The sequence below is a fragment of the Pseudomonas sp. FW305-E2 genome (assembly GCF_058782925.1).
In genome coordinates this window covers 21,408-35,445 of record NZ_JBYSYE010000029.1, presented here as the reverse complement: position 1 = coordinate 35,445, position 14,038 = coordinate 21,408, and the positions used below count along the sequence as shown (strand labels likewise).

General features: G+C 61.0%; 16 protein-coding genes. 2 read left to right on the top strand and 14 right to left on the bottom strand.

Translation table 11 applies throughout. The features are described from left to right. The first annotated feature begins 62 nt into the window (after positions 1 to 62). Positions 63 to 1,352: a citrate synthase gene (gene gltA, locus AC3WLP_RS19465; RefSeq protein WP_012051724.1), complete on the top strand. Its 1,290-nt coding sequence runs from the start codon at positions 63 to 65 to the stop codon at positions 1,350 to 1,352. Between the two features lie 175 nt (positions 1,353 to 1,527). Here gltA and AC3WLP_RS19460 read toward each other — a convergent pair whose 3' ends face one another. The 9 genes from AC3WLP_RS19460 to AC3WLP_RS19420 all read right to left on the bottom strand — a co-directional run bounded on the left by AC3WLP_RS19460 (position 1,528) and on the right by AC3WLP_RS19420 (position 8,412). Continuing rightward, on the bottom strand, positions 1,528 to 2,133 hold the full coding sequence (locus tag AC3WLP_RS19460; protein WP_029380551.1) for an START domain-containing protein: 606 nt from the start codon (positions 2,131 to 2,133) through the stop codon (positions 1,528 to 1,530). Positions 2,134 to 2,166: 33 nt separating this feature from the next. After that, entirely contained in the window at positions 2,167 to 2,421 is a 255-nt protein-coding gene (locus AC3WLP_RS19455) for a YkgJ family cysteine cluster protein (RefSeq protein ID WP_088513740.1), read from the bottom strand. Positions 2,422 to 2,550: 129 nt separating this feature from the next. Then, positions 2,551 to 2,985 carry a hypothetical protein gene (locus AC3WLP_RS19450; protein ID WP_088513741.1) on the bottom strand — a complete coding sequence of 145 codons (435 nt, stop codon included), beginning with the start codon at positions 2,983 to 2,985 and terminating at the stop codon, positions 2,551 to 2,553. 64 nt (positions 2,986 to 3,049) lie between these two features. Next, positions 3,050 to 4,492 carry an aminotransferase-like domain-containing protein gene (locus AC3WLP_RS19445; RefSeq protein WP_003254223.1) on the bottom strand — a complete coding sequence of 481 codons (1,443 nt, stop codon included), beginning with the start codon at positions 4,490 to 4,492 and terminating at the stop codon, positions 3,050 to 3,052. A gap of 171 nt (positions 4,493 to 4,663) precedes the next feature. Beyond that, the gene (locus AC3WLP_RS19440; RefSeq protein WP_088513742.1) at positions 4,664 to 5,476 is read right to left on the bottom strand and encodes an OmpA family protein; all 813 of its coding nucleotides are present in this window, start codon (positions 5,474 to 5,476) and stop codon (positions 4,664 to 4,666) included. Then, positions 5,473 to 5,826, bottom strand: a complete 354-nt coding sequence (locus AC3WLP_RS19435) for a DUF4398 domain-containing protein (RefSeq protein WP_003254227.1) — start codon at positions 5,824 to 5,826, stop codon at positions 5,473 to 5,475. Before AC3WLP_RS19435 ends, AC3WLP_RS19440 begins: the two co-directional genes overlap by 4 nt. 9 nt (positions 5,827 to 5,835) lie before the next feature. After that, positions 5,836 to 6,657, bottom strand: coding sequence for a substrate-binding periplasmic protein (locus tag AC3WLP_RS19430; protein WP_012051719.1), 822 nt, complete (start codon positions 6,655 to 6,657; stop codon positions 5,836 to 5,838). 75 nt (positions 6,658 to 6,732) lie between these two features. Continuing rightward, positions 6,733 to 7,662, bottom strand: coding sequence for an electron transfer flavoprotein subunit alpha/FixB family protein (locus AC3WLP_RS19425; protein ID WP_010954958.1), 930 nt, complete (start codon positions 7,660 to 7,662; stop codon positions 6,733 to 6,735). Beyond that, positions 7,663 to 8,412, bottom strand: coding sequence for an electron transfer flavoprotein subunit beta/FixA family protein (locus AC3WLP_RS19420; RefSeq protein ID WP_003254232.1), 750 nt, complete (start codon positions 8,410 to 8,412; stop codon positions 7,663 to 7,665). 535 nt (positions 8,413 to 8,947) lie between these two features. On the opposite strand from AC3WLP_RS19420, the gene AC3WLP_RS19415 reads away from it, so the two are divergent. Then, a complete protein-coding gene (locus AC3WLP_RS19415) occupies positions 8,948 to 10,630 on the top strand; it encodes an electron transfer flavoprotein-ubiquinone oxidoreductase (protein ID WP_012051718.1) in 1,683 nt (560 codons plus the stop codon). Positions 10,631 to 10,701: 71 nt separating this feature from the next. Here AC3WLP_RS19415 and AC3WLP_RS19410 read toward each other — a convergent pair whose 3' ends face one another. The 5 genes from AC3WLP_RS19410 to AC3WLP_RS19390 form a co-directional block, all read right to left on the bottom strand. Further along, entirely contained in the window at positions 10,702 to 11,103 is a 402-nt protein-coding gene (locus AC3WLP_RS19410) for a type II TA system antitoxin MqsA family protein (RefSeq protein ID WP_003254235.1), read from the bottom strand. 2 nt (positions 11,104 to 11,105) lie between these two features. Continuing rightward, a complete protein-coding gene (locus tag AC3WLP_RS19405) occupies positions 11,106 to 11,402 on the bottom strand; it encodes a type II toxin-antitoxin system MqsR family toxin (protein WP_010954960.1) in 297 nt (98 codons plus the stop codon). 94 nt (positions 11,403 to 11,496) lie between these two features. Further along, positions 11,497 to 12,822 (bottom strand): MFS transporter, encoded by a 1,326-nt coding sequence (locus AC3WLP_RS19400; RefSeq protein ID WP_012051717.1) that lies wholly within the window; start codon positions 12,820 to 12,822, stop codon positions 11,497 to 11,499. A gap of 72 nt (positions 12,823 to 12,894) precedes the next feature. Then, complete coding sequence (locus AC3WLP_RS19395; protein ID WP_012051716.1) at positions 12,895 to 13,374, bottom strand: hypothetical protein; 480 nt, start codon at positions 13,372 to 13,374, stop codon at positions 12,895 to 12,897. Between the two features lie 168 nt (positions 13,375 to 13,542). After that, a complete protein-coding gene (locus AC3WLP_RS19390; RefSeq protein ID WP_012051715.1) occupies positions 13,543 to 14,019 on the bottom strand; it encodes a sigma-70 family RNA polymerase sigma factor in 477 nt (158 codons plus the stop codon). Positions 14,020 to 14,038: the final 19 nt, after the last annotated feature.

Sequence of the window (14,038 nt, the reverse complement as noted above, 5' to 3'; positions counted from 1 at the left end):
TAGTGGTGCGGGCCCTGCGTGGGGGGTCTGTCTGATGATTTCAAGCATTAATAGGAGGCCACATGGCTGACAAAAAAGCGCAGTTGGTCATCGAGGGCGCTGCCCCCGTCGAGCTGCCCATTTTAACCGGCACCGTTGGTCCTGATGTAATCGACGTCCGCGGGTTAGGGGCCACTGGTCACTTCACCTTCGACCCAGGTTTCATGGCGACTGCCTCGTGCGAGTCGAAGATCACCTATATTGACGGCGACAAAGGTATCCTGCTGCACCGCGGCTACCCGATCGAGCAACTCGCCGAACAGTCCGACTACCTCGAAACCTGCTACCTGCTGCTCAACGGCGAACTGCCGAATGCCGAGCAAAAGGCCCAGTTCGTCAGCACCGTGAAGAACCACACCATGGTTCACGAGCAGTTGAAGTCCTTCTTCAACGGCTTCCGCCGCGACGCTCACCCGATGGCGGTGATGTGCGGCGTGGTCGGCGCACTGTCGGCGTTCTATCACGACTCCCTGGACATCAATAACCCGCAACACCGCGAAATCTCCGCGGTGCGCCTGGTCGCCAAGATGCCGACCCTGGCTGCGATGGTTTACAAGTACTCCATGGGCCAGCCGATGATGTATCCGCGCAACGACCTGTCGTACGCGGAAAACTTCCTGCACATGATGTTCAACACCCCGTGCGAGATCAAACCGATCAGCCCGGTGCTGGCCAAGGCAATGGACCGGATCTTCATCCTCCACGCCGACCACGAGCAGAACGCCTCCACCTCCACCGTTCGTCTGGCCGGCTCGTCGGGTGCTAACCCGTTCGCCTGTATCGCCGCCGGTATCGCCGCACTGTGGGGCCCGGCCCACGGCGGTGCGAACGAAGCCGTACTGACCATGCTGGATGAAATCGGCGATGTTTCGAACATCGACAAATTCATCGCCAAGGCCAAGGACAAGAACGACCCGTTCAAGCTGATGGGCTTCGGTCACCGCGTGTACAAGAACCGCGACCCGCGCGCCACCGTGATGAAGCAGACCTGCGACGAAGTCCTGCGCGAGCTGGGCATCAAGAACGACCCGCAGCTGGAACTGGCCATGCGCCTGGAAGAGATCGCCCTGACCGATCCTTACTTCATCGAGCGTTCGCTGTACCCGAACGTCGACTTCTACTCGGGGATCATCCTCAAGGCGATCGGCATTCCGACCAGCATGTTCACCGTGATCTTCGCCCTGGCACGTACCGTGGGCTGGATCTCGCACTGGAAAGAAATGCTCTCCAGCCCGTACAAGATCGGCCGTCCGCGCCAGCTGTACACCGGTGAGCAGAAGCGCGACATCGTTGACCTGAAAGACCGCAAGTAAGCTGCAGTAGCCGAACGCAAGAAGGCTGCCCTCGGGCAGCCTTTTTTATTTGTCCTGTACCGGCCTCTTCGCGGGCTTGCCCGCCCCCACAGGTACTGCACAGATCTCGAGGGCTGCGCTGTACCTGTGGGAGCGGGCAAGCCCGCGAAGAGGCCGGCACAGACACCACAAAACCTCAGTTTTTCTCCGCCCGCTCGCGCAGCCCTTTCAGGGTATTGAACGGCGCATCCACCACGAACTTGTTGGCCACCATCGCCGGCACGCTACCACCTGGCTCGGTGTGCACCTGGTAGGTCACTTCAGTGCTGTCACCCTTGGGCACCAGCTTCCAGAAGCCTTCGACTTTTGCCACCCGAACAAAACCCTTCTCTTCCGGCAGGTAAGTCGGCTCTTCTTTCAGGTTACGGGTCAGGCTGCCATCCGCCTCCTTGACGGTCGTAATGTGCAGCACGGAATCACGCGGGGTCACCGGCCAAGGCGTATTGAACTGGGTGTAGGTCCAACTTTGGTCGCCCTCGTGCTTGAGCAGCTTCTGCGACTTGCATTCGTGAATCCACGCACAGGCACCGGCCACGTCTTCCTGCAGCGCCTGCACCTTGGCCAGCGGCGCCTTGATCAAGGTAACACCCTGGTAAGCCTTGTACTTGGAACCCGCCACTTCGCTGAGGGATACCTTGATCCCCTCCTCGTCCTTGGCCACTTGCCAGTTCTCGGCCCAGGCCGCCGGTGCCAGCAGAACACCCATGCCACACAGCAGTGCAATACGCTTGAACGATCTCATCATGTTTATCCTTGTTGTCGAAGATCCAGCCTGTCACGCCGCCGTCATCTGCTCCCACCAGCCAAGAATCCTGATTGCCTCGTCACGATCACTGCCGCACACCTCGGCATCCGCCTTGAAGCCACCGCACACCGCCGGCCGTTCGGGCTTGCCGAACAGGTCGCAAAGGTTGGCCGCAGTCAGGTGCAGACAGCGCTCACCCGCCGGCTTGCCATTGGGCATTAGCGGCATCGGAGAAGTGATGGACGGGGCGATGCAGCAGGCACCACAGCCCTCACGGCATTTCATGGCTATTCACCAAAATCAGGACTCCCTGGAACAAAACGGGACGAACGTCCCTGGATAGTAACCGCTCAAACAGTCGTTTGAAATTGCTGGCACGATGAAATCTGCTGTGACCCAGCAGTCAGTACTCGCCTATTGGCGATACTCGAAATCGATGGCAGCGCCCTCCACCTCACGACGGCTATCATTGCGCAGTTGCAGCTGCATTTCGTTGTTGATCAGCCGGCCATTGAGCTGGAACGGGCTGTCATTGGTCTCTGGCTTTTCTGTGAACATGGGCGGCAACAAAGGTTTGCGCCGCTGGATTGGGGAAAGCGTGCCCACATTCGGCTCAAGGTTGTTGACCATCTCGACGGGCAAGCTAAGGTCCAGCCCTGTCTTGGGCAATGGCTTGGCAACCGCTTTGCTGACCGGCTTGTGCGCGGGCTTGGCTGTCGCCTTTTTTGGCACGTGCTTACCCTGAGCCGCCTGAACCTCGTTTGCCGGTTGCGCAGCCAAGGCAGGGGCGACCGGGCAGCAAAACGGCAAAAGGCACACGATCAGAACAAAGCAGCGCAAAACGTTCATGGCAAATGGACAGACTGGCAGGAAAAATGCGTATGCTCCCTGTTCCACAGGCAGCTTGCAAGCCTTACAAAAGCGTAACCGCAGTCTCCCTGCACAACTGCTGCGCCAGCAAACCGAGCGTAATCACAGCCCGCTCGGCCTCTTTATTCCAAGGTATGCCGCAGTTGAGTCGGACACAGTGGTTGAACTGCTCTGTGTTACTGAATATCAGTCCAGGGGCAATGCTGATGCCCTGCTCCAGCGCGCGCACATGCAGCTCCTGGGTATTGACCCGACCCGGCAGGCTCACCCAGAGAATGAAGCCGCCTGTCGGCCGGGTCATCTGGGTACCCTCGGGGAAGTGCTGCTGCACTGCCAGCTGATAGGCACTGAGGTTCTTGCGATATTCCTGGCGTATGTAGCGCAGATGCCGATCGTAGCCGCCATTCTCCAGGTAGGCTGCCACGCCCATCTGCGTCACGCTACAGGCCGAGTGGGTGGTAAACGTCTGCAGGCGCTGAATCTCGTCCTGGTAACGCCCGGCGATCATCCAGCCCACCCGCACCCCAGGGGACAGGGTCTTGGAGAAGCTCGAACAGTAGATCACCCGGTCCAGCCGGTCGAACGCCTTCAGCGCCTTGGTCTTGCCCTGCTCGAACATCAGCTCACCGTAGATGTCATCCTCGATGATCTGGATATCGAAGTCCGAGGCCAGGCGCAGCAATTGCTTTTGCCGCTCTTCGGGAACGGTGCCGCCCAGCGGGTTGCTCAAGCGCGCAGTGAGCACCAGCGCCTTGATCGACCATTGGTTAGCCGCCAGTTGCAAGGCTTCGAGGCTGATACCGGTGGACGGGTCACTGGGGATTTCGATCACTTTCAAACCCAGCAGGTCAGCCAGCTGCAGCAAGCCGTAATAGGTCGGCGACTCGGCGGCGATCAGGTCACCTGGGCGGGTGAGCACCCGCAGCGACATCTGCAGGGCATCGACACACCCATGGGTCACGATCACTTCGCGCGGGTCGACCAGCACGCCGGCATCGCGCATGCGTATGGCAATCTGTCGGCGCAGCGGCTCGAAACCGGGGCTGAACATGTAGCTGAAGGCGCGCGGGCTGTGGAAGCGCGTCACCTTGGCGATTTGCTGATGCAGGGCGCGCACTGGCAGGTAGTCGACATGCGGCACTGCAGCGCCAAACGGGAACACACCATCGCGGCGCGCCTCAGTCAGCACCTGCTGGATGATGCTCGCGCGCGTGACCAGGCCGGGGCGCTCCACCCGGGCGATGTCCGGGGTTTGCGCGGTCAAGGCAGGGGTCTGGTGCACGTAATAGCCAGACTGCGGCCGCGCCCGGATAAGCCCTTGGTCCTCAAGATTGGCATAGGCCTGCAACACCGTGGCATGGCTGACGTTGAGCTGGGCGCTCATCTTGCGCACGGAGGGTACCCGCTCGCCTGGCTGGTAGACGCCGCGACGGATATCATCGGCCAGTTGCTGGGCGATACGCTGGTACAGCAGCAGGTTGGTCATGTCGACATGCTCGTTATTCTTGTACGGGTCACTGACGGTAGAGAATACCGTAACAGTTGCAAAGTGTACTGGGACAGATTGCAACATAGTCGACAATACAACAGCGTGACCGCTATCGAAACGATTAAACCGACATAAAACGGGCCGCAAAGCGGCCCGTTTCGACAAGACTCAGCGCACTGGCGCGAGCCGACCCTTGTCATCGGAGAATACGATCTCCACTCGACGGTTCTGCGCCCTGCCCCGCTCCGAAGCATTGGCCTCGATCGGGTACTGGTCGCCATAGCCCTCAACCTGCAGGCGCTTTTCATCGATGCCCAGGTCCACAAGCATGTCGGCCACGGACTGCGCCCGGTCGCGCGACAGCTTGAGATTCTCCTCGCCCGCGCCAGTACTGTCGGTATAGCCCTCGATACGCACTACCCGGCGCGGGTTGAGCTGCAGGAACTGCACCAGCTTGAGCACAGTACGGCTGGCCGAGTTCTTCAGGTCGGCGCTGCCGGTATCGAACAGCACATCGCCCAAGGTCATCACCAAGCCACGATCGGCCTGCTCCGAAGCCAACGCGGCAATCTGCGACTCGACCCACTTGCCCTGCTGCTGCACGCTGGCCAGCTTGGCCTCACGCAAGGCCAACTGCAGGCGCTGGCGCTCCAGGTCCAGCTTGGCCTGGCGCTCCTGGTTCAGCGCCAGCTTGGCATGCTCGCGGGCAATCTCGCTGTAGCGCTGGCTGAGGTAAGCATAATGCCGCACATCAGAACCGGTGCCGATGTAACTGGACAGGCGCTCGGCGCGAGCCAGCGATTCACCCGCCCGAATCACGTCACGCGGCGCGCTGCGCAGCACATCGGAATCATCTTTGACCCCCTGGAAGGCAACGGTGGCCTCATCCAGCGCGGCACTGCTGCGCTGGCTGGCGCAACCTTGCAAACCTGCCGTCAGCGCCAACAATGCCAGTGCAGCCAAAGGCGTACGACGGATCATGGCTGCACCTCCAGTTGCTTGCGCAAGCGCTTGACCCGCGACTGCAGCACCTGCAACTGCTCTTCGCTCTTCTGGTTCAGCACCTGGGCCTCGGCCAGGCGCGCATCCAGCTCGGCTTGCTCGGCGCGCATGCGAGCATCGCGATAGTCCTGGGTAAGCATGTTGGCCTTGGCGCGGGCCAGCTTGTCTTCAGCCAGTTTCAGCGTTTCTACCTGCTCAGTGGCGCCGACGGCCTTGGCCTGGTCCAGAGCCTGTTCGGAAATGCGCATCTGCTCGTCAGGGGCCGGATCATTGGCGCAGCCAGCCAGGCCGAGCACGGCCAGGGCGAGGATTAGTGGTTGGGTTCTCACGCAATCTTCCTAGTGTTTGGGGGCGTCCGCAGGCACGTGCAACTGCGCTTTCCAGCGCTCGACATTACGTTGCAGCACAGCTTCGGATGCACCAGAGATCGGCAATTCTGTCAGTTTTTTTGCCAATTGCCCACGCAACCAGCTGTCATTGCACGCCGAGTTGTGCGACAGCGCCAGGTACAGGCCCGGCCTGTCCACCGGCAAGCCGCGGGCTATCAGGTCATTGCTCATACCCAGGCTCTGGGCCATGGCCATACCGGAGTAACGGCCAGCCAGCACATAATCCACCTGGCCGAGTACCAGTTTCTGGAACGCCTGGGTCAGGTTCTGCGCCGGCACCAGCTTGAGCTGGGCCTTGGCGAACGCAGTAAAGGCCGGGGTCAGGCGCGCACGCTCGGACAAACTGCCCTGGTACCTGGCCAGATCGGCCGGGCCATCAAAGGTCACCGCTGCATCGTGGCGGGTCCACACCAGGTACTCATTGAGCTGCAACGGCGGATGGATGTAGTCCAGCGCGGTCAGTTGCTCCACCTGCATGGGGGTGTCGAGCAGCAGGTCCATGCGCCCGCTGCGCACCTCTTCCAGCGCCTGATCACGGCGACCGGCACTCAGCACCTCGACCTTCACACCCAGCTCTTCCGCCACCTGGCGCAACAGGTCAACGTTGGCGCCGATCAGGTGCTTCGGGTCTTTCGGGTCCTGCCACGAATAGGGCGGCGCATCAGGGCTGCCGGTCGCCACCAGGCGCTCGCACTTGCCTGCGGCCATGGCCAGTGGTGACACCAACAGCGCCACACATGCCAGCACCCTGCCCGTTCCGCGCAACGTCATCCCTCACCCCTCAAGCCATAAAAAAACCCGACCCTCAAAACGAGGGCCGGGTTCTTTATAAGTGAAGCAGGCGGATCAGACCAGCTTTTCCAGCTCCGGCACCGCTTCGAACAGGTCAGCAACCAGGCCGTAATCAGCCACCTGGAAGATCGGCGCTTCTTCATCCTTGTTGATCGCCACGATCACTTTGGAGTCTTTCATGCCGGCCAGGTGCTGGATCGCGCCGGAGATACCGACGGCGATGTACAGCTGTGGCGCAACGATCTTGCCGGTCTGGCCGACCTGCATGTCGTTCGGCACAAAGCCTGCGTCGACCGCGGCGCGCGAAGCACCGACGGCGGCGCCGAGCTTGTCGGCCAGGCTGTACAGGTGTTTGAAGTTGTCACCGTTGCCCATGCCACGGCCGCCGGAAACGACGATCTTGGCTGCGGTCAGCTCTGGGCGATCGGACTTGGCCAGCTCTTCGCCAACGAAAGCCGAAATGCCGGCGTTGTGCGCAGCGCCAACAGCCTCGACGGCAGCCGAGCCACCTTCGGCGGCCACGGCGTCGAAGCCGGTGGTACGCACGGTGATCACCTTGATGGCCGCGCTCGATTGCACGGTAGCAATGGCGTTACCCGCATAGATCGGGCGCTTGAAGGTGTCGGCGGACTCGACCGAGATGATCTCGGAGATCTGATCCACGTCCAGCAGCGCGGCAACACGTGGCAGGATGTTCTTGCCGTTGGTGGTAGCCGGGGCCAGCACATGGCTGTAACCCTTGGCCAGTTCGACGATCAGCGGCGCGACGTTTTCCGGCAGGACGTGGGCGTAGGCGGCGTTATCAGCCACCAGCACCTTGGCAACGCCGGCGATCTTGGCAGCGGATTCGGCAACGCCACCGACGTTCTGGCCAGCGACCAGGACGTGCACATCACCACCGATCTTGGCGGCTGCAGCGACAGTGTTCAGGGTGGCCGGGGCTACGGCGCCGGCCTCGTATTCAGCGACAACCAGGATAGTCATTTAGATTACCTTCGCTTCGTTCTTCAGCTTCTCGACCAGTTCGGCCACCGATTTGACCTTGATGCCCGCGCTGCGGGCAGCCGGGGCTTCAACCTTCACGGTCTTGTTGGTGGAGGCGAGGGAAACGCCCAGTGCGTCTGGAGTAACAGTCTCCAGCGGCTTCTTCTTGGCCTTCATGATGTTCGGCAGCGACGCGTAGCGTGGCTCGTTCAGGCGCAGGTCGGTGGTGACGATCGCGGGCAGGTTCAGCGCAACGGTCTGCAGGCCGCCATCGATTTCACGGGTGACATTCAGCTTGTCGCCAGCAACTTCGACCTTGGAAGCGAAGGTGCCCTGGGCGAAGCCAGTCAGCGCGGCCAGCATCTGGCCGGTCTGGTTGTTGTCACTGTCGATGGCCTGCTTGCCGAGGATGACCAGCTGCGGCTGCTCCTTGTCGACAACGGCCTTCAGCGCCTTGGCCACGGCCAGGGAGTTCAGTTCGTCAGCGGCTTCTACCAGGATGGCACGGTCGGCACCCAGGGCCAGGGCGGTACGCAGTTGCTCCTGGGCAGTGGTCGGGCCGACGGAAACGACGACGATCTCGGTCGCAACGCCTTTTTCCTTCAGGCGCACGGCTTCTTCGACGGCGATTTCGCAGAAGGGGTTCATGGACATCTTGACGTTAGCAAGGTCGACGCCGGAGTTGTCCGCTTTGACGCGAACCTTGACGTTGTAGTCGACCACTCGTTTGACAGCTACAAGAACCTTCATGGATTCCTCGTTACTCTCCGGTGAATAGATAGTCGCCTGGGGCAGAGCCCAGCGATGCGCGTGGGTACAAGGGCACCTCTAAAAACGTATCGGGAGGCAGCAACTTCACAGTGACCAAACAGTCTTGTTCGGACTCTTGCGACAAATCCTCACGGGTCATTTCCTGTCGTGGCGTGTAAACTCCACTACAAACTGGCCTAAGCCCGCAAAACCCTGCTCCACACCTGGTCTTTAGAGGTGTACCTGCGCCCGGCTGCAAGCCTACGGCGAACGTAAAACCGCTCGTATCTTGACCGTAACACCCATTCCGGTCAATACGGCAAATCGGTCACCCTCCAGCCGCGTTCCTGTGATTTTACTGGCCTGCGGCAAATTCAAACAAACGTTTGTATTGGACCCGCCAAGTGGTGTAGATATAATGCGCGGCCAAGACAAAACGGTGTAGTCCGTCATTTGCCCAGCTACAGTTCCGCCGTTGCGTAGAACCGCTGCGAATGCCCCGCACCCATAAGACAAAGCAACAGCACGAGCCTTGATGAGTAGGAGAGAACCAGTGGAACGCGAATACATGGAATTCGACGTGGTCATCGTCGGCGCCGGCCCGGCGGGCCTGTCCGCCGCCTGCCGCCTGAAGCAGAAGGCCGCCGAAGCCGGTAGCGAAATCAGCGTCTGCGTGGTGGAGAAAGGCTCTGAAGTCGGCGCCCACATCCTCTCTGGCGCAGTGTTCGAGCCCCGCGCCCTGAACGAGCTGTTCCCCGACTGGAAAGCGCTCGGCGCACCGCTGAACACCGAAGTGAAGCGCGACGACATCTACGTGCTCAAGGATGCCGGCAGCGCGACCAAGGTGCCTGACCTGTTCGTGCCCAAGACCATGCACAACCATGGCAACTACATCATCTCGCTGGGCAACCTGTGCCGCTGGCTGGCGCAGCAGGCCGAAAACCTCGGTGTAGAGATCTACCCGGGCTTCGCCGCCCAGGAAGCGCTGTTCGACGACAACGGCGTGGTCCGCGGCATCGTTACCGGCGACCTCGGTGTCGACCGTGAAGGCAACCCCAAGGACGGCCTGTACACCCCGGGCATGGAGCTGCGCGCCAAGTACACCCTGTTCGCCGAAGGCTGCCGTGGCCATATTGGCAAGCAACTGATCAAACGCTTCAACCTCGACAGCGAGTCCGACGTCCAGCACTACGGCATCGGCCTGAAGGAAATCTGGGAAATCGACCCGGCCAAGCACGAACAGGGCCTGGTGGTACACACCGCCGGCTGGCCGCTGGACGTGGTGGCCAAGGAAAACACCGGTGGCTCGTTCCTTTATCACCTGGAAAACAACCAGGTGGTGGTCGGCCTGATCGTCGACCTGTCCTACGCCAACCCCTACCTGTCGCCGTTCGACGAATTCCAGCGCCTCAAGCACCACCCGGTGATCAGCCAGTACCTCGAAGGCGGCAAGCGCATCAGCTACGGCGCCCGCGCCTTGGCCAAGGGCGGCATCAACTCGCTGCCGAAAATGGTCTTCGAGGGTGGCGCGCTGATCGGTTGCGACCTGGGCACCATGAACGTGGCCAAGATCAAGGGCAGCCACACCGCGATGAAGTCCGGCATGCTTGCTGCCGAAGCAGTGGCCGACGCATTGATCGCCGGTAGCGAAGGCGGTGATCAGTTGAACAGCTATGTCAGCGCCTTCAAGGCGAGCTGGCTGTACGAAGAACTGTTCGCCAGCCGCAACTTCGGCCCGGCCATGCACAAGTTCGGCCCGCTGCTGGGCGCGGCGTTCAACTATGTCGACCAGAACTGGTTCGGTGGCAAGCTGCCGTTCACCCTGCACGACACCAAGCCGGACTATGCCTGCCTCAAGCTGGCCGCCGACTCGAAAAAGATCGACTACCCGAAACCGGACGGCAAGCTCAGCTTCGACAAGCTCAGCTCGGTATTCCTCTCCAGCACCAACCACGAAGAGGAACAACCCTGCCACCTGAAGCTGACCGATCCGAGCGTACCGATCGCCAGCAACCTGCCGCTGTACGACGAGCCAGCCCAGCGCTACTGCCCGGCCGGCGTGTACGAAGTGGTCACCCAGGAAGACGGCAACAAGCGTTTCCAGATCAACGCGCAGAACTGCGTGCACTGCAAGACCTGCGACATCAAGGACCCGGCCCAGAACATCACCTGGGTCACCCCTGAAGGCGCTGGCGGGCCGAACTACCCGAACATGTAAGGCCCCTGCCCTTGCGGCAACAAAAAGCCCCCGGTTCTCATGAGCCGGGGGCTTTTTGTTGGCTGCCATTATCAGGCAGTACGCACTTCCTCAAAGAGTTCTGGATGGCGATCCAGCAGCTTGAGCAGTTTCACCAACGCCACTGGCGGGGTGGTCTTGCCGTTTTCATAACGGGAGAACGCATTGACCCCACCACCGAAGATTTCCCCCGCTTCACGCTGGTCGAGGTCGAACTTTCTGCGTATGGAGGCAATAAAGGAAGGATCCACAACATTTGCGTTGACCTGGCGCTCGAATGCCGTCATCAAGTGACTGACGCGCATGGCTTCATCATGACTCAGTACACATTCACCACATGCGGAGCAGTAATCGCCACTTACCTCAGGGATCACTGTCATCTCGCCTTTGTAGCTATAGGGCATGCCCTGAATGTCAGGTGCAAGCTCCGAGCCGCCGCATATTGGACATCTCATGGTTACAACTCCTTGAAAGACACGATGAGCACGTCGTCTACCACGGACAATTTCAAATAAACGTACCCAATTGCTGTAAGCGGGCGATACACATCCTGCCAAACCCGGTGGTCAATATGGCTGGTCATGCTCTTGTAGAAATCAGTGCGCTTCAAGCTGGTGATCACCTCAAGCATGCCCGGAAAATCCATTCCCAGCGCCTTGGCGCCTTTCAATGCAGCACCCGTAGGGCGGATTCGCCTTGCCGCAGCCAGGGCTTTTACCCGCTCCAGCGGGCAATGAGGCATTCTCTTTTCCATGAGAAATTAACCTTCCAGGTTAAATTTGGCTAATAGGTTATTCCAATAGCCCCCACCTGGAAGTCTGCCCCAATGCCCCGCAGCCGTTACCGGCTCATTTGTCGCCACACATGACCGGCATCGGCTCAGCCGCAAACGCCAATGGCTCACGACGCCCGAAATACAAGGCCGTCAGCAGCCCCACCGCGCCCATGATCAGACAAAACCCGACACACACCCACGGGCTCCACGGCATCAGCGCAATCAGTGCCAACGGCGTGGTACTGGCCCACAGTGCGTAGGCCACGTTGTAGGTGAAGGAAATGCCCGATACGCGGATCTGCGCCGGGAACAGCCCCACCATCACCGAGGGCACCACCCCCACCACGCCACAGCTCAACCCCGCCAGCGCATAGGCCAGCCAGGTCATGCCCCACTGCCCCACCAGGCTGGCGTACAACGCGCCAATACCCAGCGGCAGCAACAGGCTATACAGCATCAGCGCGCGCCAGGCACCCACACGGTCGACCAGCAGCCCGGCCAGCACGCAGCCCATGTTGAGGAAGACGATGCCCACACTGCTCAGGGCGAAGGTATGCCCGGCAGTCATGCCGAAGCGCTGCTGCATCACCGTCGGCGTGATCACCACCAGCACCACCACCGCCGAGGTCAGCACACAGGTCAGCAACGCGGCAGGGATCAACGCCCGGCGGTGCTCGCCCAGCACTTGCCGCAGCGGAAACGTCACAGGTTGCTCCTGGCGCGCGCGCAGGGCGAGGAACACCGGTGTTTCACTGAGCCAGCGGCGCAGCCACACACCCACCACACCGAACACCCCACCCAACAGGAACGGGTAGCGCCAGGCGTAATCGAGGATTTCCTGCGGGGTGAACAGTTGCGCCAGCAAGGTGGCGGTCAGCGCCCCCAGCAGGTAGCCGAAAGTCAGCCCGGCCTGCAGAAAGCCCAGGGCATAACCGCGCCGCCCGTTGGGCGCGTGCTCGGCAACGAACGTCCAGGCGCTTGGCACTTCACCGCCTACGGCAGCCCCCTGGAGGATGCGCAAGGCCAACAGGATCAGCGGGGCGGCATAGCCAATGTCGGCATAGGTCGGCATCACCCCGATCAGCAGACACGGCAGGGCCATCATCAGGATGCTCAGGCTGAATACCCGCTTGCGCCCCAGGTGGTCGGCGAAGTGCGCCATCAGGATGCCGCCCAGCGGCCGCGCCAGATAGCCGGTGACGAAGATTCCGAAGCTTTGCAGCAAGCGCAGCCATTCGGGCATCTCGGGCGGGAAGAACAGCTGGCTGAGGGTCAGCGCGAAGAACACGAAAATGATGAAGTCGTAGATTTCCAGCGCGCCACCCAGCGCCGCCAGGCCCAGGGTCCGATGGTCGCCGCGGCTGAACCGGGGCGGGCGAGCGGTATCGATGGCAGTCATGGCAGGGTCCGCAGATCGGCAAAGGGCAAGAGCATAACAAATAGCTGCCCGATTGCCCCGCCGGTGGTACCGCTAGCGGTTGAACACCGTATGCGCAAAGTTGGCTCGCGGCCGTGGCCGCGCTGTACTGGCCGGCAGGGTGCCCGGCAGCGGTAGCCTGCCGACCACCATCGGTGCGTCGATGATTGCCATGAACGTCTCCAGCGCCTCGTTATCGGGCGCCTGAGGCAGGCTCAGGCTGACCGCCTGGCGCTCGGCCTGCGGCACTGCTGGCACTTTCAACTGGCTGGAATGGTAAAGCAGGGCATGCTGGATCTGTGTGCTGACACGGCAGAAGCGCTCCAGATCGACGCCACAATGGCTGGCCAGCTCGATATTGCCCAGCAACAGGTGAAAGGGCTGCAAGGCGCACTGCACCAGGCGCTGCAGCTCCTCGAAGCTGGCCACTGGGGCTATCCGGTAATAGCCCAAACCATTGAGCAACCGCTCCAGCTGAAGGCGCTGGCACGGGTGTGTATCGGCGATGAGAATGCGCAGGGTCTTGTTTACCATGGTCGGACCTGGGCCATTGGATAATGGGCACGCTCCATGACCCTACTGCGCCAGTAACGGCTAATGCCAAGGCCATGCCCGGCAACGGTCTTCTTTGATAGAAGTCGGGAAAGCCGCATAAATCAAGTGATTGACTGACGGAATTTGCATTTGCCTTTAACCTGGCAATCAGGATTCCCATTGCCGCATGCGCACCCGGCAGTGCTTCATGGCATTGACGATGTGCTTTTCCACCAGGCTGCGGGAGATGCCCAGCCGCTCGGCGATCTGCAGATGTGAAAGGCCTTCGATCTTGCGCAGCAGGAAGCATTCGCGGCAGGGGCCGGTCAGTTCGTCAAGCGCCCGCTGCATGAGGGCCAGGCGTTGGTTGAGCTGCAGTTCCTGCGACAGCGCCGGCACATGCCCGCCCTCATCACTGTCGAGTATCTCAAGCGGTTCGGCCTGACGCACCAGATGGCGACGATGACGGTCGATCACCAGGTTCAGGGCGATACGATACAGGAATGCGCGCGGATGCTCGATCTGCCCGTTGTCCGTTCGCTCCAGTACCCGCAGGTAGGCATCGTGGGCAACATCCTCTGCCGCCTGACGGTTACCCAAGCGCGCGGACAGGAAACTCACCAACTCACGATAGTAACGTTCCACAAACACACCTGGAATCGTC